Source organism: Brevundimonas sp., assembly GCF_046293315.1.
In the GTDB taxonomy this organism is placed as follows: domain Bacteria; phylum Pseudomonadota; class Alphaproteobacteria; order Caulobacterales; family Caulobacteraceae; genus Brevundimonas.
Map to the genome: position 1 here is coordinate 65,331 of NZ_JBKBPF010000013.1, position 25,898 is coordinate 91,228.

Below are 25,898 nucleotides of genomic sequence, written 5' to 3' on the forward strand. Positions count from 1 at the left end.
GAGCCCAAGGCATGAACCCCATGATGGCGGCGCGGGCCTATGCGGCGGCGCAAGGAACAGCGGGTCCCTCAGCAGCGGGCGGCAACATCGCCCCGGCCGGCGGCTCCGAGTTCTCCAATATCCTGCAGTCGGTCATCGGCGACACGGTGCAGCAGACCCGCGCCGCCGAAACCCAGATGTCGTCCGCCGTGCAGGGCCGCGCCGAACTGATCGACGTGGTCACCGCCGTGACCTCGGCCGAGGCCTCGCTGGAGACGGTCATGGCCGTGCGCGACCAGGTCATCAGCGCCTATCAGGAGATCATGCGCATGCCGATCTGATCGGCGCGCATCGACCCTGCCCTCTCGCCAAGCGCGTTTCATGTCGTCTAGACAAGGCGCGCGGTCCTGCGCCGCGAACTGTCGGGTGGGAGTATCCCTATGAAGCGTATCCTGTTGGCGAGCGTCGCCGTCCTGGCCATCGGCTGTCCCTCCTGGGCGCAGGAGCCCCAGCCGGCCCCGATGCCCCAGCCGGTTCCCTCCGACCAGTCCGCCGACGCGGACAGCCCCGAACAGCAGGAGCAGGAGCCGCGCCCCCTCGAGCAGGAGCTGGCGCAACAGGACGCCGTGGGATCAGGCCCCACTGAGCCGCCTCCCGGCGCCGACGAGACGGACGAGGCCTGGGACGTGAACAATCCCGTGGGCCCGGCGCGCGACATCCCCATCGATGTCACCCAGGGCACCTGGATGTCGGTGGACGTCAGCCCCGACGGGACCGAGATTGTCTTCGACATGCTGGGCGACCTGTATGTCATGCCCATCGGCGGCGGACCGGCGACGAACCTGACCTCGGGCGTCGCCTGGGACATGCACCCCCGCTGGTCGCCCGACGGGCGCTCCATCGCCTTCACCTCGGACCGGGGCGGCGGCGACAACATCTGGACCATCGACCGGGCCAGCGGCGAGACCACCCAGATCACCCGCGAGACCTTCCGCCTGCTGAGCCAGCCGGACTGGACCCCGGACGGCCAGTTCATCGTGGCGCGCAAGCACTTCACCTCGGCCCGGTCGCTTGGGGCCGGCGAGATGTGGCTGTACCACCGCTCGGGCGGCGGCTCGGGAGTCCAGCTCACCGAGCGCCGCACGCAACAGAAGGACTCGGGCGAGCCCGTGTTCTCGCCGGACGGCCGCTACCTGTATTTCAGCGATGACGCCACGCCGGGCGGGACGTTCGAATACAGCAAGGACCCCAACGGCCAGATCTATGTGATCCAGCGCCTGGACCGGGAGACCGGCGAGGTGGCCCCCTATGTGACCGGACCGGGCGGCGCGATCCGGCCCACCCCGTCTCCGGACGGCCGCTGGCTCGCCTTCATCCGGCGGGTCCGGTACCAGTCGACCCTGTATCTGATGGACATCGAATCCGGCCGCGAAATCGCCATCCATGACGGGCTGGACCGCGACCTGCAGGAAACCTGGGCCATCCACGGGGTCTATCCCGGCATCAGCTGGACCCCGGACAGCCGGTCCATCGTCTTCTGGGCCGGCGGCCACATCCGCCGCATCGACGTGGGCAGCCGTCAGGTCGCCGACATCCCGTTCCGGGTCACCGACACCCGCCGGGTGCAGGACGCCCTGCGCCGCCCGGTGGAGGTGGCGCCCGATCAGTTCGACGTACGCATGGTCCGTTGGGCCACGACCTCCCCCGACGGCCGCCGCGCCGTGTTCGAGGCCCTGGGCCATCTGTGGATCCGCGACCTGCCGACCGGACAGGCGCGCCGCCTGACCCGCCAGAACGACCATTTCGAGCTGTATCCGTCCTGGTCCCGCGACGGCCGCTCCATCGTCTACACCACCTGGAACGACGACGATCTGGGGACCATCCGCGTGGTCGCCGCCGCAGGCGGAAACGGGCGCGTGGTCAGCCAGCGGCCCGGGCACTATGTGGAGCCGACCTTCTCGCCTGACGGCCGGACCATCGTCTATCGGACGGTGTCGGGCGGCGGACTGCGTTCGGGCCTCTACAGCCGCGACACCGGCGTCTACGCCATGCCGGCGGGCGGTGGAGAGCCGACCCTGGTGGTCGCCTCGGGCGCGCAACCCCAGTTCGGCGCCGCCAGCGACCGACTGTTCTTCACGGCCTCGGGCGCCGAAGGGGTGCGGGAGTTCCGCTCCATAGACCTGGATGGTTCGGACGAACGCACCCACCTGACCAGCCAGTATGCGGCCGAGTTCTCCATCTCGCCGGACCAGAGCTGGATCGCCTGGACCGAGCGCTTCAACGCCTATGTGGCGCCCTTCATCGGCACGGGCCGCGGCGTGTCGCTCAGCGCCGGCGGCGGGGCCCTGCCCCAGACCCGGGTCACCCGCGATGCCGGCGAATGGCTGCACTGGTCCGGCGATTCCAGCCGCCTGCAGTGGTCGCTGGGGCCGGAACTGTTCTCACGCGATCTGAACCAGGCCTTCGCCTTTGTGGAAGGCGCGCCCGAAACCTTGCCCGACGCGCCCGAGCGCGGGATCAATCTGGGCTTCAGCCATCCCACGGCGGCGCCCGACGGCGTGCTGGTCCTGACCGGCGCCCGGCTGATCACCATGAACGGCGACGAGGTGATCGAGAACGGCACCATCGTCATCGATGGAAACCGCATCGCGGCGGTCGGTCCGGCGGGGTCGGTCACGGTCCCGGCCGGCGCGCGGACGGTGGACGCCTCCGGCGCCACCATCATCCCCGGCATCATCGACGGCCACTGGCACGGCTCCATGGGGGCCAACGAGATCATCCCGCAGCAGAGCTGGGTGAACTATGCGTCGCTGGCCTTCGGCGTCACGACCATCCACGACCCGTCCAACGACACCAGCGAGATCTTCGCCCACAGCGAACTGGCGCGGGCGGGCATGGTGCTGGGGCCGCGCATCTTCTCCACCGGCACGATCCTGTACGGCGCCGCCACGCCCTTCACGGCGGTGGTGGAAGATTTGGACGACGCCCGCTCCACCCTGCGGCGGATGCAGGCGGCGGGCGCCTTCGGCGTCAAGAGCTACAACCAGCCGCGTCGGGACCAGCGCCAGCAGATCATCCAGGCCGCGCGCGAGCTGGACATGATGGTGGTGCCCGAGGGCGGCTCGCTGTTCCAGCACAACATGACCATGGTGGTGGACGGCCACACCACCATCGAGCACGCCATTCCGCTGGCCCGCCTGTACGACGATGTGCACCAGCTGTGGAGCCAGACGGGCGTGGCCTACAACCCGACCCTGACGGTGGCCTATGGCGGCAACTGGGGCGAGAACTACTGGTATCAGGAAAGCGAGGTCTGGCGGAACGAGCGCCTGCTGCGCTTCGTGCCACGCCGCATCGTGGATGCCCGCTCGCGCCGTCCGGTGCATGTGCCGGAAAACGAGCTGAACCACATCTCGGTGGCCCGCGAGGCCGCGCGTCTGGCCGAGCTGGGCGTGCCGGTCCTGCTGGGGCCGCACGGCCAGCGTGAAGGCTTGGGCGCCCACTGGGAGATGTGGATGCTGGAGCAGGGCGGCATGAGTCCGCACCAGGCGCTGCAGGCCGGCACCATCCAGGGCGCACGCGCCCTCGGCATGGATCGCGACATCGGATCCCTGGAGCCCGGCAAGCTGGCCGATCTGGTGGTGCTGTCGCAGAACCCGCTGGAGAACCTGCGGCACTCCACCTCGATCCGCTACACCGTGATCAACGGCCGTATCTTCGACGACAACATGGACGAGGTGGGCGGCCAGCCGCGCCGGCCGTTCTGGTTCGAAGGCGACGACGGCGAGACCCTGGCCCCCAATGAGACCATCGGCCACGTCCACGGACACGACCACGGCGAGCACTGATCGAGCCCCCTCCCCCTGATCGGGGGAGGAGTGGTCTCTAGGCCCGCGCCAGACGCATGAACTCCTCGCGGGTGCGCGGGTCATCGCGAACCACGCCGATCAGATGGCTGGTGATCAGGCTGGCGCCCGGCACATCGACGCCGCGCATGGTCATGCAGCTATGCTCGGCCTCGATGATCACCCCGACGCCCTGGGGACGCAGCACCTCATGGATGGTGCGGGCGATGTCGGCGGTCATCTTCTCCTGGATCTGCAGGCGCCGCGCGAAGCCGCGCACCACCCGCGCCAGCTTGGAGATACCCACCACCCGGTCGGTGGGCAGATAGGCCACGTGCGCCTTGCCCACCACCGGCAGCATGTGATGCTCGCAGAAGCTGACGAAGCGGATGTCCTTGAGCACGATCAGTTCGTCGTAGCCGCCCACCTCCTGAAAGGTGCGCTCCAGATACTCGCGCGGATCAACCTCGTAGCCGGCGAACAGTTCGCGGTAGCTGCGCACCACGCGGGCGGGGGTATCGACCAGGCCCTCGCGGGCGGGATCATCCCCGGCCCAGCGGATCAGGGTCCGCACAGCGGCTTCGGCTTCGGTCTGGGAAACAGGGGCGGTTTCGTCGGTCATGAGGCGTCCATAGCGGATCGTGTCGGTGAGGGTCCAATCGGGGCAGCTTTTTCCATACGATGTAGCGCGCTCAAAGGATGCGACCGGTCGATCCTAACCCGCTGTTAACCATGGGCCCGGCATTTTCTGCCCGGTGAATTGGACTGACGGGGCTGAGCGCGTGACGGGGACCGAGGTAATGGATGTGGGGCGTGACGCCCTGTGGCTGACCATCCAGCTGGCCTCGCCCATCCTGATCGTGGGCCTGATCGTAGGCGTCACCATCGGCCTGTTCCAGGCTCTGACACAGATTCAGGAAGCCACCCTGATCTTCGCGCCCAAGATCATCGCCATCTTCGTCTCCCTACTGCTGCTGCTGCCGCTGATGGGGGCCCTGATGGGCGGGTTCTTCCAGCAGATCACTGAACGCATCGCGGGCATGTAGGGCACGCATGGAGCCTTACGCCGCCGCCGATCAGGTCTGGGCCGGCGGGCTGATCTTCGCCCGCGTGGGCGCCCTGTTGATGATGATCCCCGGAATCGGCGAGTCCTATGTGCCGCCGCGAATCCGGCTGTCGCTGGCCCTGGTGATCTCCATCGTCCTCGCCCCGGTCGTCGTCGGCTACCTACCCCCCCTGCCCGCCACCGTGGGCGGAGTCGCGGGCTGGGTGATTCGCGAGGTCGCCACCGGACTGATGATTGGCGCCCTGCTGCGCATGATGCTGTCGGCCCTGTCGACAGCGGGCGAGATCGTCTCGATGCAGACCACCCTCGCCTTTTCGCAGACCGCCAACCCGATGCAGGCCCAGCCAGGCTCGACCCTGGCCGCCTTCCTGACGCTGCTGGGCGTGACCCTGATCTTCGCCACCGACACCCACCACCTGTTCATCGCCGGGCTGGCGGGCAGTTATGAGGTGATCCCGCCGGTCAGCCCCCTGCTGCTCAACGACTTCGCGGCCATGGCGGTACGCACCGTCGGCGACAGCTTCATGCTTGGCGTGCAATTGGCTGCCCCGGTTCTGGTCTTCGCCCTGATCTTCAACCTGGCCTCCGGGCTGGTGGCCCGGGTTATGCCCCAGTTCCAGGTCTTCTTCGTCACCGCCCCGCTCAGCATCATCCTGGGCTTGTCGATCTTCGCCCTGAGCCTCGGCGTCATCGGCACCGTCTTCATCGAGCGCTTCCGCACTCTCGCCATGGGGTTCACCGGAGGCGCCGGTGGCTGACGAAAAGGACCAGGAGTCCAAGACAGAAGAGGCCACCCCGCGAAAGTTAGACGAGGCGCGGAAAAAGGGCGACGTCGCCAAGACCCCCGATCTGGCCAGCTGGCTGTCGCTGATGGGAGCCTCGGCTGTGATCCTGATCGGCGGCGGCTGGTTCACCACCCGGATGGCGGCGGAGCTGGTCCCCTTTCTCGCCCAGCCGCACGCCATGGTCGGCGCGCTCCACGCCGGCGCGGGGGTGGAACTGGGCGCCCGGGCCCTGTGGGCCACCGTTCCGCTGCTGGGCGCCCTGGCCCTGGCCACAATCGTCGGCGGCGCGGGCGGCAACCTGATCCAGTCCGGATTCCTGTTCACTGCAGAGAAGATCAAGCCCAAGCTGGAAAAGATCTCGCCCCTGAAGGGCGCCAAGCGCATCTTCGGGCCCGACGGCCTGATGCAGTTCTTCAAGACGTTCATGAAGCTGGTGGCCATAACCGCCATCGCCTGGGTGGTGTTGAAGCCCCACACGCGCGAGCTGGAGACCCTGGCGGCCATGAGCCCGGCGGCGATCCTGCCCATGGCGCGGGACCTGACCATCGCCATCTTCGGCGCGACGCTGGCGTTTCTGGGCGTCACCGCCTGCGCCGACTGGCTGTGGCAGCGCCACCGCTTCGCCAAACGCATGCGCATGACCCGCGAAGAGTTGAAGGATGACTACAAACAGGCCGAAGGCGACCCCCATGTGAAGGCCAAGCTGAAGCAGATCCGCGCCCAGAAGAGCCGCCAGCGGATGATGCAGAATGTCCCCAAGGCCACGGTCATCGTGACCAACCCCACCCACTACTCGGTGGCCCTGAAATATGATCCGGGCAAGGACGCGGCGCCCCTATGCGTGGCCAAGGGCGTCGACGCCCTGGCCCTGAAGATTCGCGAAGTGGGCCGCGAGCACGGGGTGCCTATCATCGAGGATGTGCCCCTGGCCCGCGCCCTGTACGCCACCGTTGATGTGGACGAAGTCATCCCCCGCGAGCACTTCGAGGCGGCTGCCAAGGTGATCGGCTTCGTGCTGAACCGCCGCAAACGCCGATGACGCGCAAACAGCGTATGCTGAGCGTCATCGAATCAGAGGCGAGGCTCTGACTATGGACGCCCTGACCCGGGACATTCCCACCCGACTGCGCATCGACCCCTGGCTGGTCACGGCCGCAGTCTGCTTTGTCATCGCGGTGGCGGCGGCCGCCTACCCCGCCTTTCGCCATGACCCCTGGAGCGCGCCGGGGCTGATCCTGATCGTAACCCTTGCAGCCGTGGCGCTGATGGGGGTGATGGCGTTTGGCCGGGCCGACATGGGCGTGCGCCGCCGCGCGGCAGGCGACGCGGCGGTAGACCTGCTTGACGCCATGGCCGAGCCGGCGGCCATGGTCTGGAGCGGCGGGCGCGTGCTGGCGTTCAACGCCGCCTGGGCCGACGCGGGCGGGTCCACCACTGCCCTGCCCTCCGGGCGCTCGGCGAGCTCCCTGTACATGGCCTTCGCCCAGGCGCGGGGAGGCGAGCCGGGCCGCGCCACGCTGAGAATCGGCGAGCGGGACGTGGAAGTGCTGATCGGCTCGGCCGGCGACGGGCGGTTCCTGGTGCGCCAGGCGCCGGAAGGCGTGCTGGCCCCCCGCGATCCGGCTCAGCCCGCCCGCGCCCCGGTGGTGGACACCGGCGACGGCCGGGCCATGGCGGCGGGCGCGCCCTTCGGTTCCGCCGTGCTGGCGGGCGCAGACCTGTTCGAAGGCAAGGTGGAGGAGGCCAATCCCGCTTTGGCGGTGCTGACCGGCCCGGCGGCGGCGCGCGACGCCGCCTTCGGCCAACTGTTCCTGCCGCAGGGCGTGGCCGAGGCGCGCGAACGCATCGCACAAGGGTCGTCCGGCCCTATCGAGCTGATCGCCAAGGCGTTCCCGGACCGCAGCCTCCATCTGTATGTGGCGCCCGAGGGCGAGGGACGACGCATCTGGCTGTTCGACGTCACGGCCCAGAAGTCCACCGAGATGCAGCTGGCCCAGGCCCAGAAGATGCAGGCGGTGGGCCAGCTGGCGGGCGGTGTGGCGCACGATTTCAACAACATCCTGACGGCCATGCGCCTTCAGACCGACGCCCTGCTGGAGCGCCACCCGGTGGGCGATCCGTCCTATGACGGCCTGAACGCGATCCGCCAGACCGTGTCGCGCGCCGCCAGCTTGGTGTCCAAGCTGCTGGCCTTCTCACGCAAGGAGACGGTCAAGCGGGAGCGGCTGGACCTTGGCGAGCTGGTGGCCGATTTCGCGATCCTCCTGCGCCGCCTGCTGCACGAGGATGTGCGGCTGGAGACCGACTACGGCCGCGACCTCCCCACCGTGACCGCCGACCGGGGTCAACTGGAGCGCGCGGTCATGAACCTGGCCGTAAACGCCCGCGACGCCATGCGCGGGGTGGTCGAGCCCGGCGCGGGACTGGTGACCATCCGCACCCAGCGTCTTTCGGCGGATGAGGCGCGGGGTCTGGGCTGGGCCGCCGCGCCTGACGGAGACGTGGCCCTGATCGAGGTCACCGACACCGGCCCCGGCGTGCCGCCCCAACTGCTGGACAAAATCTTCGAGCCCTTCTTCACCACCAAGCCCGTGGGCGAGGGCACCGGTATGGGTCTGGCCACCATCTACGGCATCATGCAGCAGGCGGGCGGCCATGTGGCCGTGCAGAATCTGGAAGGCCCGAACGGGGTCGAGGGGGCCGCCTTTCGCATGTTTCTGCCCGCCGCGGGCGAGAAGGAACTGGCCGAGGCGGCGCCCGAGCCCAAGCCACGCAAGAGCGCGCCCCGCGACCTGTCCGGCGCGGGCAGGATCCTGTTCGTTGAGGACGAATCCGCGGTTCGCCTCATCGCCGCCAAGCTGCTGCGCCAGCGGGGCTATGAGGTGATCGAGGCCGCCGACGGCGAGGAGGCGCTTCTGCTGGCCGAGGAGCACGCCGGCCAGATCGACATGCTGATCTCGGACGTGGTCATGCCCGGCATGGACGGCCCGACCCTGCTGAAGAAGGCGCGCATCTATCTGGGCGACGCGCCGGTCATGTTCATCTCGGGCTACGCCGAAAGCGATTTCTCGGACTTGCTGACCGACGAGGCCAATGTCTCGTTCCTGCCCAAGCCTCTGGACATCAAGACCTTGGCAGAGCGGGTCAAACAGGAGCTATACGCCGTCTGACCAGACCAGATCCTCGCGCGCGGCCTGAACCGTCGGGTCAGCCGCCGCCTCGGCCAGGATCCAGTCCCGGAAGCGCGCGATCTTGGAAATTCCGCCGCGCCCCTGCGGCGAAACCACCCATAGTCCCCCGAACAGGGACACCACCGTCCGGAAGGGGCGGATCAGGCGACCCTCATCGATCTCTCGCGCATAGAGGATGGGAGATCCCAGGGCGAAGCCTTGCCCCGCCAGGGCGGCGGACACCTCCAGGCTCTGGTTGTCCCCCGTCAGCCCGATCCTGCCCGGAGACGGTCCGGCGGCGACGCCGGCCGCCTCGAACCAGGCCGCCCATTCGCTCTCGGCTCCGATACGCGGCGCCTCGCGCAGCACCGAGGGATCTGCCGTCTCACCGGCTCCCTGCGCCAGCGATCGCCATACGTCGGGCGCGCAAAGGGGCGTCATGACGCCGGGCATCAGGGCCGCCGCGTCCAGTCCTCGCCATCGCCCGGGACCGCTGCGCAACCCGATATCGTAGGGTTCGCGGGTCAGGTCGGCGACGACGTTTCCCGTCTCCATCCGCAGGGCGATGTCCGCGTTCGCCAGTTGAAAGCGGCCCAGGCGCGGCGCCAACCACAGATTGGCCAGCGAGGCGATGGCGGTGACCGAGAGGACCACGCCATCGGTTTCATCCAGCTCCGACAACGTGCGCCGCAGCAGGCCCATGGCCTCGCCTGAGGCGGCCGCAAGACGCTCGCCCTCCGGGGTCAGGATCACCTCGCGCCCCTGACGGTGAAACAGCGGCATGTGCAGCTGGCTCTCCAGAGCCTTGATCCGCCAGCTCACTGCCGCCTGGGTCATGCCCAGTTCGCTGGCCGCCCGCGTAAACCCGCCAAGCCGGGCGGCCGCCTCGAACACACGCAAGGACGCCAGAGAGATGCGCGAAAGGGGATCAGACATAAACTGCCCTTATGAATAAGGTCGGCAATCTCGTTTGTTTACGGCGGCTATCAAGCACAAATCTTCTCTCACCGACAAATACGGCAGATGGAGAAAGATATGGAGGAGATGCACCGCACCCACAGGGAGGCGGCTTGGGGCTGGTTCGCTGTTCTCATGGCGGCGTTTCGCCGGGCGCGCCCGGGAAACACACGCAGGCCCTCGCGGCGGCCCGAACGCCGCAAGCAGGTCACGCCGCGCCGGTGCGCTCGCGGAAATTCTGCTTCATGGTCGCCACCCAGCCCGTGAAGGTGTCGGTGCGGGCCGCCAGGGTGGCGAAGTCCGACGCACTCTGGCCCGACCCCGGCCCTGCCAGCGCAATGCGCAGGGCGCTGGCCGAGCGCGCCCCCTCAATGAAGCCGGCATAGCGTTCGGACAGGCGGGCCAGCGGCGCGGCCTCGCGGGCCAGGCTGTAGCCGACTCCGGCGCGGATCAATCGCGTCTCCTCAGCCGCAGTCAGAGGCGTCTGCGCGTCGCGCCAGCGTTCACCCAACAAGGCTTCGTAAATCGCGGCGGCCTCGCCGTAATCCAGCCGCCGCCAGTGCAGGTCGGCCCGCACCTCGCGGGCGGGAACGCCCTGGTCCGAGCCCAGGATTTCCAGCGCGTGGTCATAGCGGCCCAGTTCCATGAGGGCGCGCGCCTCGACCGCCCGGCGTTCCGTGTTCAGGGCGGTGGGCAGAAGGGTCGTTCGCGACGCCCACAAGGCGCGCAGGGCCTGCTCGGGCTGGCGGTTCATCAGATAGACGGCGGCAAGGTCCGTGGCCACCTGGGCCTGGGCGACCCCGTCGAGGCGGTTCTCCATCTGATGCTGCAGCAGTTCAGCGGCCGGACCCAGCAGGTCCACGTCGATCAGGCGGCGGGCCAGGCGGCGCACCATATCGTCGCCGTCCGCGCCCACCGGCGTCAGCTCGCGGAAGTCGTAGAACAGGGCCAGGGCCTGCACGGGCTGTAGACCATCGGCAGCCCCTTCCAGAAACAGACTGCGGAAGGCCTGGGCGAGATCTTGTTGCAGCTCGGCTGACTGGGGAAGGGACGAAAACCGGGTTCCGGCGCCGCGCAGGGCATCCAGCGCTTCCCGATAGCGGCCTTGCGACAGATAGATGCCGCCGAGGGAGCGGATGACCTCAAGCTCCACGGCGTCCCCGCGCCAGCGCCAGCGTAGCGGCTCCAGCTCCACCGCGGCCTGGGTCGGGGTCAGGTCTCCCGACGCCATCCGCAGGCGGATAGCACCCAGTTTCGCGGGGGTTGAAAGCCCGTCCAGCGGCGCCCGGGCGACGGCCTGATAGACCGCCAGGGCGCGGTCGGTCTGACCATCCAGCTCGAACATGCGCGCCTGGATCAGGCGGGCGGCCAATTGGTCCGTGGCCGACGGGTTCTGGCTGAACACATAGGCCAGCAAGGACCGGGCGGCGGCCATGTCGCCGGTCTCCAGCGCCGCCAGGGCGTGGGCGGTTCCGAACCGGGCGCGCCAGGCGGGCGGGAACTGGTCGATGGCCCGGGCGCCCTGGGCAAACGACTGTCGGGCCGTGGCCCAGTCAGACTGCTGGGCGGCGATGTAGCCGCGCCACACCGCAGCGGAGGGATCATTGGCCAGGGCCGAGCCGGAGAAGTCAGCCAGCGCCTCGTTCTGGCGGCCGATGGCCGCGCGGGCCGCGCCGCGAAGGCCGCGAACTTCCGGCTCGCTGGCCATGGCCGGGGCGTCCTCGACCAGGGCGTTGAGGGCGCCGATGGCCTCATGATGCAGGCTCGTGCCAATCAGGAAGCGGGTCAGGGCCAGGCGCGCCTCGACCGGGGCGCGGGGATTGTCCTCGGCCTCGGCGGCCTCGCGGGCCGCGTCGACCTGAAGCTGGCGGCGACGGGCGCCGAACTCGGCCTCTCCCGTATCGGCCCAGGTGGACAGGATCAGCGCGGCATACGGGGCGCGGCGGGGCGCGCCGGCCTGGGCGGCGGCGGCCTGCAGGCTGTCGGTGGGGCGCGAAAGGCTGAGCCCAGAGGGCCGCGTCATGCGCACCAGATCGCCCTGGACAGACACGCTGAGGTCGTCGGTGGCGGTTTCAACGCCCAGACCCTGGGCGGTCGGCAGCAGGGTCATGTCGACCAGGCGGCGGCGCGAACCCATGCCCTTGGCCGGCGCGAGGGCGGTGACGGCGGCGAACCGGTCGCCCACCAGTGGATCGGTCAACCACACGGCGCGTCCGGCCCCCGCCAGTTCAGCCACCAGCGCCGTGGGACCGGTGTCCTCGTCTCGGCTGAGAAGGACCCCGCCCGGAGCGCCGGCCGGGCCGCCGAGCGTAACGGTCCAGGCCGCGCCCTCGCCGGCGGCGCTGACACTCAGGTTTTCCGGGGCCGCGATGCGCAGCGCCACATAATCGGGTCCGGCCGCCCAGCGCACGCCGGTGGCGGGGCCGAGATCGCGCACCGCCTCCCGGCTCAGGTCCAGCCGCGCCACATGATCGAAGACGACCCAGACGGCTTCCCCCCGCCGGAACACGGCGGCGCCCACGGGGGCGGTCCATTCGAAGCGCAGTTGCAGCCGCTCCGGGCTGGCAGACACGACGACCGGGACCACGCCGGACGCGGGCACCGCCGGAGACGCCGCCGCCGCGGGACCCTGCCCGGGGGCGTAAAGATTGATGAAGACAGCCCCGTCGGCGCTGCCGGTGATGGCCTGGGCGCCCTCGACCAGATGGATCACCACCTCGGTCCCGCCCTGGACGCCGCGTGTCTCGACGCGCTCCACGCCCGGCGGCGGATCCACCCGCAGGCGCGCGATGTCAGGCGCGGCGGTGGCCCCCACGCGCACGATGATCTGACGGTTCTCGCGGCGGATGCGGGCGCGCGAGCCGATGACCCCGGCGAACTCCACGCGGGTGAAGGTGTCGTTGGCGCCGATGCGGATGGCCACGGGGTCCAGCGGCGCGTCCTGGGCGGCGGTCGGCGTCAGCGGAGCGAACGCCATCGTCCCCGCGGCCGTCAAGGCCACGGTGGTCTTCAGCAATCCCTTGCGCGCGGCCTTTCCCGACATCGCGCCATGGTGGGCGAAAAGCCCTTTAATCGCAGTTAACGGATGATGACCGGCGCGGTCAGGAGTCCCGGGGCACGACCTGGTCGCGCAAGGCCTCATTCATGGTCTGGCACGCAAGGCGCAGCGTGCGGCGGTGCTTCATGAACCAGCTCTCGCCGCGCATGCCGCCGTAGATCTCACCGTTGGTGACGATGCAGCTGCCGCGCGCAATCTCCTCGATCAGCACATAGCGGGTCGAAGTAAACTGCCAGCCGCGCTTCTCGGCCCAGACCAGTTTCGAGTAGGGCGTCCAGTCCCCCAGTCGAGCCTGGACCTGACGCTCTCCCAGGCCTTCGATGCGCTCGACGAGGCTGAGAGGCGTGTTAATGCCCAGCGTCCCTTCGGCCTCCACAAACACCGGGTTCCAGTGCGACCAGCGCTCCAGGTCCGACAGTACCTCCCAAAGGGCGTCGGAGGTGGCGGAGACGCCGATCTTGTTCTCGACACGAAAATCCATGGGCGGGCTTTTACAGCATCATGCGGCGTGAGGAAGGCGTCACGACAGGTTCTGCTTGCCCTCGGGGCCGGGCTGGGAGGCCGGGCCCTCCACGGGACGGCGGCTGCGGCCGGACGGGGCGGCCTTCAGGGGCGTGCTGACGAAGCACAGGATCAGGGCGGCGGCCAGCAGCACGGCATTGCCGATGAAAGGGCCCGGCTCGGCCAGTTCATACAGGGCCACACCGATCACCGGCGGGGCCAGGAAGCTGAGTCCCGCCAGCGACATGATCAGCCCGGCGATGGAGCCCTGCTCGCGCGGCTCCACGGCCAGCGACGACCCGGCGGTGAAGCCAGGGCGGGCGAACCCGGCGCCCATGGACACCACCGCATAGCCGACGACGACGCCGAAGAAGCCCGGCGCGAAGATGCTCATCAGATTGCCCGCCAGCGCCAGGGCAGCGCCCCAGCGCATCAGCTCGCGGGGCTGCATCTTGAGCATGGGGATCAGGCCCCACTGCACCATCAGGGTGGCGGCGGCGCCCGCCAGCATGGCCACGCCGATGAAGGACTGGGCCTCGCGCCCCGGCAGGCCCATCTCGTCGATGACGTGAAAGCCCAGCACGGCGATGTTCACCGCCTGGGCCCCGGTGACCAGCAGGCCGTAGATCAGGAAGTCGCGCACGCGTGGATCCTTCCACAGCCCCTTGCCCGTGGGGTCGCCGGGCTTGACCGGGTGGCGGACCACGTCGCCGCTGGGCAGGCGCTTCCACAGCAGGATCAGCACCACCAGCCCCATGAAGGCGAAGGCGTACATGGGGCCGGCCAGACCCACGAAGGGCAGGACGAAGAAGGGCGCCAGGGCCGGGCCGATGACGGTCCCCAGCCCCTGGGCCGAGGCCAGCATGGACATGGCGCGGGTGCGCGCGCGCCGCGAAGTACGGTCCGCGACATAGGCCTGGGCGGCGATGGGGGCGGCGGATCCGAACAATCCATAAACCGCCCGAGCGACGGCCATCAGCACAAACGCCGTTGGCGCCGACAACCAGTGCACCAGACCCAGAGTCGCGGCGACGCCGAACCCCAGCATGGAGACGACAAAGCCGGCCAGGCCGATCATCATCACCCGCTTGCGCCCCCACCGGTCCGACAGACGCGCCCAGTAAGGCGAGGCCACGGTCCACAGCAGGGCCGACAGGGCGAAGGCGAAGGCCACCAGGGTGTCGGCCAGGCCGAATTCGCGCCCGATGGCGGGCAACACCGACTGCAGCGCCATGTTGCCCGCGCCCGCCGTCAGGGTCACCGCGAACAGCAGGCCGAAGGCTTCGGACTTGAGTTTCACACGCGCCTCCCCGGCCGGGGTTGCGCCATCCGTCCGCCCGCGCCCATGATCGCGGGGCTGAACAGGAGGGACGGGAATGCGCGGACGAAACGGATCATGGTCGGTCCGAATGCTGGCGGGGGTGGCGCTGGGCGCCCTGTCCCTGCCTGCCTACGCCCAGTCGCCGGTCTCCGCCAGTGAGGTGCGGGAACAGGCCGAGGCGATCCAGCCGCAGGTGGTGGAATGGCGCCGGCATCTGCACGCCAATCCCGAGCTGGGCTTCGCCGAGCACGACACCGCTGAATACGTCGCCGAACACCTGCGCGGCCTGGGGCTGGAGGTGCGCCCGGGCGTGGCCGCCACGGGGGTGATCGCGATCCTGCGCGGCGGTGCGGGAGACGGGCCGGTGGTGGCGCTGCGGGCCGACATGGACGCCCTGCCGGTGCGCGAGGCCACGGGGCTGCCCTTCGCCTCCACCGCCACGGGCCAGTATCAGGGCGCGACCGTGCCGGTGGCCCACGCCTGCGGCCACGATGCGCACATGGCCATGCTGATGGGCGCGGCCCAGATTCTGGCCGGGATGAAGGACCAGCTGGCCGGAACCATCGTCTTCGTTTTCCAGCCCGCCGAGGAAGGCGCGCCTCCGGGCGAGCCCATGGGCGGCGCGGCGCGCATCCTGGCCGAGCGCGGTCTGGATGACCCGAGACCCGAGGCCATCTTCGGCCTGCATGTGACGCCGGGCGAGGCGGGGACTCTGCGCTACCGGCCCCGGGGATTCATGGCCGCGTCCGACCGCGTCGACATCACCTTGACCGGGGTCCAGACCCACGGGGCATGGCCCTGGCGCGGCGTAGACGTGATCGCCGCCTCGGCGAGCGTCATCACCACCATCAACACCCTGACCGCCCGCACGGTGGACCCCACCACCACGCCGACGGTGTTCACCATCGCCACCATGAACGCGGGCGTTCGCTACAACATCATCCCCGACAGCGCGGCCCTGAGCGGCACCCTGCGCACCTTCGACGTCGCTCAGCGCGACGATCTGGTGGAGCGCGCCACCGCCGCGGTCGAGCATGTGGCCCACGCCCACGGCGCCGAGGCGGAGATGACCGTGTTCCAGAACGCGGCCCTGGTGTTCAACGACCCCGACCTGTCGGCCTGGCTGGCGCCGGTGCTGGAGGAGGTGGTCGGCGCAGAGGCGCTGGACGCGGCCACCCCGCCCACCACCATCGCCGAGGATTTCTCCTATTATCAGCAGCAGATTCCGGGGGTGTTCTATCATCTGGGCGCCACGCCCCAGGGCGTTGATCCGGACGAGGCGCCGCCCAACCATTCGCCCCTGTTCGACGTCAATGAGGCGGTCCTGCCCGTGGGGGTGACCACCCATGTGCTGAGCGCGGTGCGGTTCCTTGAGCGGGGCGCGGGAGACCGCTGAGCCCCGCTGGTTTCAGCCGCCCAGGACCTCCAGCACGGCCTTGCCGTAGCGGTCCAGCTTGCCCTGCCCCACCCCGGACACCCGTGACAGGGCATCCAGCGAGCCGGGTTGGGTCATGGCGATCTCCAGCAGGGTGCGATCCTGGAAGATGACATAGGGCGGCACATGCTGTTCGGCGGCCCGGTCGCGGCGCCAGGCGCGCAGCATCTCGAAGCGCTCGCGCACGTCGGCGGGCAGGGTCTCCAGCACCGCTGTGCGGCTCTGACGACCGCTTTGGCGCGGGTTGCCGGAGCGGGTGGTGGGATCGTGGCGCAGGGGCACACGGGCCACCTCCACCGTGCGCTCCCCGCGATAGACCGCGCGCACCGCCTCGGGATCGCCCAGACGCAGCAGGGGCTTGCCCTCGTTGGGGTCTTCTTCCAGCAGGCCCTCGAACAACAGGTGGTCGATCACCTCCCGCCAGCCCGCAGGGGAGATGTCGGCCCCCACGCTCCAGGTGGACAGGGCGCTCTCCCACCCCTGCACATCCCTGGTGCGGCCGGTCAGGTGATCGATGACCCGGCCCCGGCCGAACCGCTGGTCCAGCCTTTGCACCGCCGCCAAAGCCTTTTGCGCCTGTACGGTGGCGTCATGGGTCTGGGGCGGATCGATACAGACGTCGCAATGGCCGCAGGGTTTGGCGTCGGTCTCGCCAAAATAGCGGCGCACCGCCTGGGGGCGGCAGGCGGCGCCGTCCAGCATGGCGAACAGCTGGCGCACCTTGCGCACCTGCACCTGCTTGACCGTCTCGTCCATGGGCCGACTGTCGAGGCGGCGCAGGGCCCAGGCGATGTCGGAGGGGCCGTAAAGGGTTACGCCCTCGGCCGGTTCGCCGTCGCGGCCCGCCCGGCCGATCTCCTGCCAGTAGGCCTCGAGGCTGCCCGGCGGATCCGCGTGGATGACGAAGCGCACGTCCGGCTTGTCCACCCCCATGCCGAAGGCGATGGTGGCCACCATCACCGCCCCGTCCTCGGCCAGAAACCGCTCCAGCCGCTTGTCCCGTTCCGCCGGCGCCATGCCCGCGTGATAGGCGATGGCGTGCACCCCGGTCTGTTTCAGCTGGTCCGCCAGCCGCTCGCAGCCGTCGCGCGAGCCGCAATAGACCACCCCTGACTTCCCACTTCGCTCGGCCACCAGCTCCACAACCCGCGCGTCTGTGCGGGCCCGCGAACCGTTGATCTTGCGCTCGGCGATCAGCTGCAGGTTGGGGCGGTCGAAACTGTCCACGAAGACGGCGGCGTCCGACAGGCGCAGGGATGCGAGGATGTCGTCGCGGGTGCGGGCGTCGGCGGTGGCTGTGACGGCGATGCGGGGCACGCCGGGGAACATCCCGGCCAGCCGCCCCAGATCGCGATAGTCGGGGCGGAAATCATGGCCCCACTGGGACACGCAGTGCGCCTCGTCGATGGCGATCAGGGCCAGCGTCAGGCTGGTCAGCCGGTCGATCATGTGCGGCTGGGCCAGGCCTTCGGGCGAGACATAGAGCAGGTCCAGCTCGCCCGCCCGCGCCGCATCCCAGATGGCCGAGCGGTCCGTAAGCGATACGCCCGAATCCAGCCGCGCGGCGCGCACGCCCTGCTGTTTCAGCGCCTCCACCTGATCAGTCATCAGGGCGATCAGGGGCGAGACCACCAGACCCAGACCGGGGCGCAGCATGGCGGGGATCTGATAGCAGACGCTCTTGCCGCCGCCTGTGGGCAGCACCGCCAGCACGTCGCGGCCGGCCAGAACCTGCTCCACCACGGACGCCTGCAGCCCGCGAAAATCCGCGTGGCCCCAGACCCGTTCCAGAGTCTCGCGGGCGCGCGCCATGTCAGGCGCGGCGGCGGTCGGGGGGGATTCGGCGAGCATGGAGCGCTTGTGCCCGATGCGGGCGGGGGTGTCACGGCCGCGGGACGGATCATCCCCATCGCTTCGCAGGCGGCGGCGGACCGGCTATAGCGCGGCCATGACCAGCATTCTCTACGGCCGCCCCCCCGCGGTGTTCGATCCCCCAGCCGACGCCGTCCAGACCTCGCCCCTGATCCCCGGCTCGGCCGATCTGGCGGAGGTTGCCGCCGGATCGCTTGATGGAGCGACGATCCTCGCGCCGCCCGGCGTGCTGGAGCGCCGCCATGTGCTGGCGCTGGCCCTGAGGGCGCTGCAGCCCGGCGGTCGGCTGGATGTGATGGCGCCCAAACTCAAGGGCGGATCGCGGCTGGGCAAGGAACTGCGCGAATTCGGGCTGGAGCCCATCGAGACCGCCAAGGCCCACCACCGGCGCTGCGAGCTGGTGCGGCCACAGGAGGTCATCGGGCTGGACGCGGCCATCGAGGCGGGTGCGGCGCGCCTTGTACCGGGGCTGGACGCCTGGTCCCAGCCGGGCGTGTTCGGATGGGACCGCATCGACGGCGGCACGGCCCTGCTGGCCGCCAGCCTGCCGCCCCTGAAGGGCGCCGGGGCGGACCTTGGGTGTGGCTTCGGGGCCCTGTCGACCGTGGCGCTGGCCTCGCCCGCCGTCACGACCCTGGACATGATCGATCTGGACCGGCGGGCGGTGGCGTGCGCGCGGCGCAATGTTGAGGACCCCCGCGTCCGCCTGCACTGGGCCGACGCCCGGACAACGGACCTGACGGACCTGAATTTCGTAGTCATGAACCCGCCGTTCCACGACGGCGGGGCCGAGGACAAGGCGTTGGGTCAGGCCTTCATCCGCAAGGCGGCGGCCATGCTGAAAAAGGGCGGTGTGCTGTGGATGGTGGCCAACCGGCACCTTCCCTATGAGGCCGAATTGAACGCGGCCTTCGCGCGGGTCCGGCCAGTGGCGGACAAGGGCGGCTACAAGGTGTTCGAGGCGGTGAAGTGAGCAAGACCCAGACGTCCCGCATCGACAAGTTGCTCTCCAACATGGGCTACGGCTCGCGCACCGAGATCGGGCGGTTGGCGCAGGCGGGCGGCATCGTGCTGGACGGCGTGGATGTGGCTGATGTGTCCCGACGCCTCCCCGTGACGCCGGACCTGTCGCAGCGCATGCAGGTGGACGGCCGGCCGCTGGACCCGCCGCCGGGGCTGGTGTTGCTGCTGAACAAGCCGCTGGGCATGACCTGTTCGCACAAGGAGGACGGGGCGCTGGTTCACGACGTCCTGCCCGACCGCTGGCGGCGGCGCGACCCGGCCATCTCCACCATCGGGCGCCTCGACAAGGAAACCTCCGGCCTGCTGCTGCTGACCGACGACGGGGATTTCCTGCACCGAGTGATCTCGCCCCGGCGCCATGTGGCCAAGGTCTATCGCGCGCTGCTGGCCCGGCCGCTGGTCGGGACCGAGGGCGCCCTGTTCGCCTCCGGCGAGCTGATGCTGGAGGGCGAGGCCAAGCCGCTGGCCCCGGCGGTGCTTGAGGTCCTCTCTCCCACCGAGGCGCTGCTGACGGTGACCGAGGGCCGCTATCATCAGGTGCGGCGCATGTTCGCCGCCGTGGGCAACCATGTGGAGGCCCTGCACCGCGAGCGGGTGGGCGGCCTGACCCTGCCCGACGATCTCGAGCCCGGCCAGTGGCGCTTGCTGACGCCGGACGACGCGGCGCGGGTGTTCGGCTGACGCTTGCCGCCCGGCGTGGCTCGCGTATCAATGCCCCATGACTAAAGAGACCGAAAGGCGGCGGGGGCGGCCTCTTCTGATCCTGGCCCTGATCATCCTGCTGCTGCCGCTGGGCGGGGTGCTGATGCACGCCGTGGCGCCGCCGCCCACCACCCTGCTGATGCTGACGCGGATGATCGAGGGCGAGGGCGTCGACTACCGCTGGCGCGCCCTGGACCAGATATCGCCCCATCTGGTGCGGGCGGTGATCGCGGCTGAGGATTCGCGCTTCTGTTCGCACCGGGGCTTCGACATGGAAGCCATCGAAGAGGCGCTGGAGCGCAACCGGCGCGGCGGACAGGTGCGCGGCGGCTCCACCATCAGCCAGCAGACCGCCAAGAACGTCTTCCTGTGGCCCCAGCGCAGCTGGGTGCGCAAGGGGCTGGAGGCCGGCTACACCGTGCTCATCGAGACCATCTGGCCCAAGCGGCGCATCGCCGAGGTCTATCTGAACGTGGCCGAGTGGGGTCCCGGCGTCTACGGCGCCGAGGCGGCCGCCCGCTACTGGTTCCGCAAGTCAGCCGCCGACCTGACCGCGTCCGAAGCCGCCCGGCTGGCCGCCATCCTGCCCAGTCCACGCCGCTATCAGGCGGCCAGTCCCGGCCCCTACGTGCAGCGTCGCGCGGGACGGATCCAGGCCGCCATGGGCACGGTGCGCAACAATGGTCTGGCGAACTGCGTTCTGGACTGAGATCCTGACAGCGCAGGCTTGACGGGATGCCCGGCCGCGCTTCCCATGCGCGCCATCAAAGGGGCCGGCTCAGGGTCGGCTGGAGGAGAATGTCCATGAAACGTCTGCTGATGGCCGCCACGGCCGCCTGCGCCCTCGCCGCCGGGGGGCTGGCCGTTCAGGCCCAGACCGCGGCCACCGACCGCTTCCCCGCTACGCCGGAGGGCGCGCGCGCCTTCGTGCTGGACGCCGAGGCCCGCCTGACCGACGTGGCCGAATATGCCGCGCGCGTGGCCTGGGTGCGCAACACCTACATCATCCACGACACCATGTGGCTCGAGGCCCGGGCCAACACCGAATACACCGAGCTGGGCGTCGAACTGGCCAACGCCGCGGCCCACTTCAACACTGTGGACGCCGATCCGGAGACCCGCCGCAAGCTGGACATCCTGCGTCAGGGCCTGACCATGCCCGCGCCCAACCGCCCTGGCGCGGCGGCCGAACTGGCCGAGATCGCCACACGGCTGGACTCCACCTACGCCACGGGCCGGTTCGAGTATAACGGCCGCCAGCTGACATTGAACGACGCCGAGGAGATCATCGCCGAGTCCCGTGATCCGGCCGTGACCCGCGCCATGTACGAAGGCTGGCGCACCATCTCGCCCGGCATGGCCGGGGACTACGCCCGGCTGGTGGAGGTCGCCAACGAGGGCGCCCGCGAACTGGGCTACGCCGACACCGGCGCCATGTGGCGGTCGGGCTATGACATGGACCCGGACGCCTTCGCCGCCGAGACCGACCGCCTGTGGGCCCAGGTCGAGCCGTTCTACGAGAACCTGCACTGCTATGTGCGCGCTCGCCTGAACGAGCGCTATGGCGATGAGGTCCAGCCCGCCACCGGCCCGATCCGCGCCGACCTTCTGGGCAATATGTGGTCCCAGCAGTGGGGCAACATCTATGACGTGGTGGCCCCCACGACCCTGCCGGAATCCAGTGTCGATCTGACCCAGCTTCTGGTGGCGGCGAATTACGACGCCGAGCAGATCGCCCGGGTTTCCGAGCAATTCTACACCTCCATCGGCATGGATCCCCTGCCCGGGACCTTCTGGGAGCGGTCGCAGATCACGCGGCCCGAGGGACGCGAGGTGGTGTGCCACGCCTCGGCCTGGAACCTGGACAATGTGGACGACCTGCGCATCAAGATGTGCACGCGGGTCAACGCCGAAGACTTCCAGACCATGCACCACGAGCTGGGCCACAACTACTACCAGCGCGCCTACAACCAGCAGCCCTTCCTGTTCCGCAACGGCGCCAACGACGGCTTCCACGAGGCCATCGGCGATTTCGCCGCTCTGTCGGCGGCCACACCCACCTACCTGAACCAGATCGGCCTGCTGGACACGGTTCCGGGCGAGGAGGAGGACATCACCTTCCTGCTGCGCATGGCCATGGACAAGATCGCCTTCCTGCCGTTCGGCCTGATGGTCGACCGCTGGCGCTGGGACGTGCAGTCGGGCGCGACGACCCCGGCGCAATACAACGACGCCTGGTCCGCCAACATGCTCCGCTATCAGGGTCTGGTGCCGCCCGGACCGCGCCCGGAGAACGCCTTTGACCCCGGGGCAAAGTACCATGTGCCCGGCAATGTGCCCTACACGCGCTACTTTCTGGCCCACATCTACCAATTCCAGTTCCACCGCGCGGCCTGCGACATCGCCGGTTGGGACGGGCCGCTGCACCGCTGCTCGGTCTACGGGAACGAGGAAGTGGGCCGACGCTTCAACGCCATGATGGAGATGGGCATGTCCCAGCCGTGGCCGCAGGCGATGGAGGCCTTCACCGGCTCGCCCGAGAACGACGCCACGGCGGTGGCGCAGTATTTCGCGCCGCTGGACACCTGGCTGACCGAACAGAACCGCGGCCAGAGCTGCGGCTGGGACGCCTGAGGGATCCCCCCGCCTGCCTCCGGGCGGGCGGGTGCTCCCCCACCGTTAACCCCGCCCGTTGGGACATTTCTTTACCCCGCCTGTTCATGCTTCGCCCCGAAACGCGGACATGAGGTCCGCCAGGAATGCGGGGATTCCGGCGCATGGCGAAGCGGCTGGGCGGTATTTTGGCCTTCATGCGAGGTTTCGCGCGCGCCCGGCAGGGCGGCGTGGCGATGATGTTCGCCCTCAGCCTGCCGGTTCTGACCATGACCGCACTGGTGGGCGTGGACGTACATCGCATCTCGACCGTGCGCGCCAATCTTCAGGACGCCCTGGACGCTGCGGCCCTGGCTGCGGCCCGCTCCCCCCATATGGATGACGCAGGCATCACGACCGTGGGCATGGCCGCCCTGCGCGCGAACCTGCAGGCTTACCCCCAGATTACCCTGCGTGAGGACCTCACCACCTTCCGGCTGACGCAACAGGGGGCCGTGATCGCCGACTCCAAGGTGGATGTGGACACCCTGGTCGCCAACATCTTCCTGCCGCCCTATGGCCAGGTCCTGGACGATCAGGTTCAGGTCGGGGTGGAATCCGAGGTTCTGCGCTCCTCCACTAACCTGGAGGTGGCCCTGGTGCTGGACATCACCGGGTCGATGGCGGGCGGTCGTATCGCCACCCTGCGCGATTCCGCCACCGAGCTGGTGGAACTGGTCGTCCAGACCCAGCAGACGCCCTACTACTCCAAGGCGGCGATCATCCCCTATTCCATGGGCGTGAACCTCGGCTCCATGGCCAACGCCGCCCGGGGAACGCCGCCGCCCGCCCGCACCATCACAGGCGCCGCCTGGTCTACAGGATCAACGCGCGCGATTTCCTCGATCTCGAAGGCCAACAGCCGCATCACCGCCACCTCCAACGGACACGGCTTCCAGACCGGCGATTTCGTCTACGTCTGGAACGCGAACGGCATGACCCAGATCAACGAACAGGCGTTCCGGGTCCAGCGCGTGGACAATAATAATTTCCGCCTCCAGACCCTGGCCGGACAGGAGATCAACCCGCAATCCTACGGCAACTACAGCGGCAATGGGCAGGTGGTGAAATGCCTGCGAAACGACTGCGCCGTCACCATCACCTCGAACAACCACGGCTTCCAGAACGGCGGCCAGGTTCGCATCTTCAATGTGAACGGCCTGAACACCCTGAATAATACGACCTACATTGTGTCGAATCGTACGGCCCACACCTTCGTGCTGTCCGGCTCCAACCCGCGCGGCCAGGGCTATTCCTCCGGGGGCACGGCCATCTGCGCGGACTATGGGTGTCAGTACCTCACCTACACCGGCCGCTGGGGCGCCGAGCGCACCAGCGAGATCAGCACCTGCGTCAGCGAGCGCACCGGCCCTGACGCCTACACCGACCGGTCGCCCGCCGATGCGCGCGTGGGGGCCAATTATCCGATCCCCAACAATGCCTGCCCCGCCAACACCCTTGTCCCCCTCACCAGCGACCGAAATCATCTGACCCAGCAGATCGGCCAGCTCAGGGACGGCGGCTCCACAGCGGGACAGGTGGGTCTGGCCTGGGGCTGGTACGCCGTCTCGCCCAATTTCAACAATCTGTGGCCCAGCGCCATGAACCGCGCCGCCCCCTATGGGACCAGGGACCTCCTCAAGGTCGTGGTGATGATGACCGATGGCGAGTTCAACACCCCCTACTGCGACGGCGTCATCGCCCAGAACGCCGGCGCCGGCAGCGGCGACACCAACTGGCACATTCGATGCGACGCCCAGAACGGCAACCCCTTCCAGCAGGCTGTGCGGCTGTGCGAAGCCATGAAGGCCGAGGACATCATTATCTATACGGTGGGCCTGGACGTCGCCAACACCAACGACAACACGCCCCATGTGGTGGACACAGCGCGGGAAGTGATCGAGCGCTGCGCCAGCAGCGCCGACCATGTGTATCTGCCCAGCGGCAATACAGACCTGCGTGAGGCGTTCCGCGCCATCGCCCGCAGCATTTCGGATCTGCGCATCGCGCGCTGAGGCGCTCCTGACAGGCGTCTGCACGGTTTGGGTCTGGCTTCACCATTGCCATCACCCTGCGTCGTGCGGTATTCAGCGGGGCAGCGGCGGTTGCGCCATCTTCCTTTCCGATATGTGTTGGAATGGCGCCACAGTTGTCGCAATCGTGGCTTATTACTGGAACCGCTTCGTGTATCGCTCGTTCCGTCGGTTCGAGCACCGCGCATTGCGTCGGGGTTTGGGCAAACATTTTTCAGACGATGAGGACAAAGATGAAGTTGAAGCTTCTCGCCGGTGTTGCGGCGGCAGGGCTCTTCGCAGCGACCAGTGTGTCGGCGGAGCCGGACGGCTGGTATGGTGCGATTGACCTGGGCGGTCACTGGATGGAGGACGGCATCAACGCTCGTTCCGACGCCGGTCCGGCTTGGGAATGGGAAGTCAATGACGGCTGGGCCGCGTTCGCGCGCCTCGGCTATCGGCTGAACCCCAACTGGCGCGTCGAACTGGAAGGCGGCCATCGCTCGGGCGACATCGGCACCGTTCGCCGCTTCACCGACGCGGTTCCCTCCGGCCTGTGCAACCTGACGCCCTCGACCGGACCCTGCCACTCCCCCGAGGGTGACATCGAGTCGAACACCCTGTTCATGAACGTGCTGTACGACTTCGGCTCTTCGGATTGGGCGTTCCGTCCGTTCGTGGGCCTCGGCGTCGGCGCCAACCGCGTGTCCATCGACACCATCGGCAACCTGCGTGGCGACCGTGACGGGACCCTCTCGGCTGATGACTCCCGCACCGAGATGGCCTTCCAGGGCCTGGCCGGCTTCGCATGGGCCGTGGGCGAGCGCGCCAACATCGACCTGACCTATCGTTACCTGACCGGCGACACCGGCTGGGACACGACCACGGTCGGCGCTCCGGCTCTGGGCAGCTTTGAAGGTGACTATGACTTCAGTCACTCGGTGACCGTGGGCCTGCGTTATGCGTTCGGTCCGGTTGCGGCTCCTCCCCCGCCTCCCCCGCCGCCGCCGCCCCCGCCGCCTCCCCCGCCTCCCCCGCCGCCGCCTCCCCCGCCGCCTGCTCCGGCGCCGGCTGCTGAGCAGTTCGTGGTCTACTTCGACTGGGATCGCTCGGACCTGACTGCGGAAGCGCGCAACGTCGTCACCGCCGCGGCCAACCACGCCCGTTCGGGCAGCCCGACCCGCGTCCTGATCGTCGGTCACACCGACACCTCGGGTTCCGCCCAGTACAACCTGGGTCTGTCCCAGCGTCGTTCGCGCACCGTCGCTGACGCCCTGGTCGCCCAAGGTGTCTCCGGCGGCGTGGTCCAGCTGGACGCCCGCGGTGAAACCGATCTGGCCCGTCCGACCGCGGACGGCGTGCGTGAGCCGCTCAACCGGCGCGCCACCATCGACATCAACTTCTAAAAACCAACCCCTCCCGGCCTCGGCCGGGAGGGACGTTTCCAGAAAGATGTCGACGGCCATCGGCCAAGACTTCAAACGCCCCGCCCGGCTCTCGCCAGGCGGGGCGTTTTTCTT

19 protein-coding genes are annotated in these 25,898 nt (G+C 69.1%); 13 read left to right on the top strand and 6 right to left on the bottom strand.

What is annotated here, in order from left to right:
• The first annotated feature begins 11 nt into the window (after positions 1 to 11).
• Positions 12 to 320: a flagellar hook-basal body complex protein FliE gene (locus ACK4SE_RS12145; protein ID WP_409693007.1), complete on the top strand. Its 309-nt coding sequence runs from the start codon at positions 12 to 14 to the stop codon at positions 318 to 320.
• Between the two features lie 99 nt (positions 321 to 419).
• Entirely contained in the window at positions 420 to 3,827 is a 3,408-nt protein-coding gene (locus tag ACK4SE_RS12150; RefSeq protein ID WP_409693009.1) for an amidohydrolase family protein, read from the top strand.
• 37 nt (positions 3,828 to 3,864) lie between these two features.
• Here the strand turns inward: ACK4SE_RS12150 and folE are convergent, their stop codons facing one another.
• Positions 3,865 to 4,446: a GTP cyclohydrolase I FolE gene (gene folE, locus ACK4SE_RS12155; protein WP_409693011.1), complete on the bottom strand. Its 582-nt coding sequence runs from the start codon at positions 4,444 to 4,446 to the stop codon at positions 3,865 to 3,867.
• 160 nt (positions 4,447 to 4,606) lie between these two features.
• Between folE and fliQ the strand changes: the two genes are divergently transcribed.
• Genes fliQ through cckA form a run of 4 tightly spaced genes read left to right on the top strand, consistent with a single transcriptional unit; the run spans position 4,607 to position 8,845 of the window.
• The gene (gene fliQ, locus ACK4SE_RS12160) at positions 4,607 to 4,870 is read left to right on the top strand and encodes a flagellar biosynthesis protein FliQ (RefSeq protein ID WP_409693014.1); all 264 of its coding nucleotides are present in this window, start codon (positions 4,607 to 4,609) and stop codon (positions 4,868 to 4,870) included.
• A 7-nt stretch (positions 4,871 to 4,877) separates the two neighbouring features.
• Positions 4,878 to 5,648 (top strand): flagellar biosynthetic protein FliR, encoded by a 771-nt coding sequence (gene fliR, locus ACK4SE_RS12165; RefSeq protein ID WP_409693017.1) that lies wholly within the window; start codon positions 4,878 to 4,880, stop codon positions 5,646 to 5,648.
• Positions 5,641 to 6,714 carry a flagellar biosynthesis protein FlhB gene (gene flhB, locus ACK4SE_RS12170; RefSeq protein WP_409693020.1) on the top strand — a complete coding sequence of 358 codons (1,074 nt, stop codon included), beginning with the start codon at positions 5,641 to 5,643 and terminating at the stop codon, positions 6,712 to 6,714. Before fliR ends, flhB begins: the two co-directional genes overlap by 8 nt.
• Positions 6,715 to 6,766: 52 nt before the next feature.
• Complete coding sequence (gene cckA, locus ACK4SE_RS12175) at positions 6,767 to 8,845, top strand: cell cycle histidine kinase CckA (protein WP_409693023.1); 2,079 nt, start codon at positions 6,767 to 6,769, stop codon at positions 8,843 to 8,845.
• Here cckA and ACK4SE_RS12180 read toward each other — a convergent pair.
• From ACK4SE_RS12180 to ACK4SE_RS12195, 4 genes are all read right to left on the bottom strand, one after another.
• Positions 8,831 to 9,781 carry a LysR substrate-binding domain-containing protein gene (locus ACK4SE_RS12180; RefSeq protein ID WP_409693026.1) on the bottom strand — a complete coding sequence of 317 codons (951 nt, stop codon included), beginning with the start codon at positions 9,779 to 9,781 and terminating at the stop codon, positions 8,831 to 8,833. The genes cckA and ACK4SE_RS12180 overlap by 15 nt on opposite strands.
• A 229-nt stretch (positions 9,782 to 10,010) precedes the next feature.
• The gene (locus tag ACK4SE_RS12185) at positions 10,011 to 12,803 is read right to left on the bottom strand and encodes a tetratricopeptide repeat protein (RefSeq protein ID WP_409693028.1); all 2,793 of its coding nucleotides are present in this window, start codon (positions 12,801 to 12,803) and stop codon (positions 10,011 to 10,013) included.
• A 100-nt stretch (positions 12,804 to 12,903) separates the two neighbouring features.
• Entirely contained in the window at positions 12,904 to 13,341 is a 438-nt protein-coding gene (locus tag ACK4SE_RS12190) for an SRPBCC family protein (protein WP_409693030.1), read from the bottom strand.
• 39 nt (positions 13,342 to 13,380) lie between these two features.
• Positions 13,381 to 14,661 (bottom strand): MFS transporter, encoded by a 1,281-nt coding sequence (locus ACK4SE_RS12195; protein ID WP_409693033.1) that lies wholly within the window; start codon positions 14,659 to 14,661, stop codon positions 13,381 to 13,383.
• Positions 14,662 to 14,737: 76 nt separating this feature from the next.
• On the opposite strand from ACK4SE_RS12195, the gene ACK4SE_RS12200 reads away from it, so the two are divergent.
• Positions 14,738 to 16,078 (top strand): amidohydrolase, encoded by a 1,341-nt coding sequence (locus ACK4SE_RS12200; protein ID WP_409693036.1) that lies wholly within the window; start codon positions 14,738 to 14,740, stop codon positions 16,076 to 16,078.
• A gap of 12 nt (positions 16,079 to 16,090) precedes the next feature.
• On the opposite strand, the gene recQ is transcribed toward ACK4SE_RS12200, so the two are convergent.
• The gene (gene recQ, locus ACK4SE_RS12205) at positions 16,091 to 17,968 is read right to left on the bottom strand and encodes a DNA helicase RecQ (RefSeq protein ID WP_409693039.1); all 1,878 of its coding nucleotides are present in this window, start codon (positions 17,966 to 17,968) and stop codon (positions 16,091 to 16,093) included.
• A 97-nt stretch (positions 17,969 to 18,065) separates the two neighbouring features.
• Between recQ and ACK4SE_RS12210 the strand changes: the two genes are divergently transcribed.
• The 6 genes from ACK4SE_RS12210 to ACK4SE_RS12235 all read left to right on the top strand — a co-directional run bounded on the left by ACK4SE_RS12210 (position 18,066) and on the right by ACK4SE_RS12235 (position 25,784).
• Positions 18,066 to 18,962, top strand: coding sequence for a class I SAM-dependent methyltransferase (locus ACK4SE_RS12210; protein WP_409693042.1), 897 nt, complete (start codon positions 18,066 to 18,068; stop codon positions 18,960 to 18,962).
• Complete coding sequence (locus ACK4SE_RS12215) at positions 18,959 to 19,693, top strand: pseudouridine synthase (protein WP_409693045.1); 735 nt, start codon at positions 18,959 to 18,961, stop codon at positions 19,691 to 19,693. The genes ACK4SE_RS12210 and ACK4SE_RS12215 overlap by 4 nt, the downstream gene beginning before the upstream one ends.
• Before the next feature lie 37 nt (positions 19,694 to 19,730).
• A complete protein-coding gene (gene mtgA, locus ACK4SE_RS12220; protein WP_409693048.1) occupies positions 19,731 to 20,423 on the top strand; it encodes a monofunctional biosynthetic peptidoglycan transglycosylase in 693 nt (230 codons plus the stop codon).
• 95 nt (positions 20,424 to 20,518) lie between these two features.
• On the top strand, positions 20,519 to 22,348 hold the full coding sequence (locus ACK4SE_RS12225; protein WP_409693051.1) for a M2 family metallopeptidase: 1,830 nt from the start codon (positions 20,519 to 20,521) through the stop codon (positions 22,346 to 22,348).
• A 143-nt stretch (positions 22,349 to 22,491) separates the two neighbouring features.
• Positions 22,492 to 24,381, top strand: coding sequence for a ubiquitin-activating E1 FCCH domain-containing protein (locus ACK4SE_RS12230; RefSeq protein ID WP_409693054.1), 1,890 nt, complete (start codon positions 22,492 to 22,494; stop codon positions 24,379 to 24,381).
• Between the two features lie 251 nt (positions 24,382 to 24,632).
• Complete coding sequence (locus tag ACK4SE_RS12235) at positions 24,633 to 25,784, top strand: OmpA family protein (RefSeq protein WP_409693055.1); 1,152 nt, start codon at positions 24,633 to 24,635, stop codon at positions 25,782 to 25,784.
• Positions 25,785 to 25,898 lie beyond the last annotated feature (114 nt).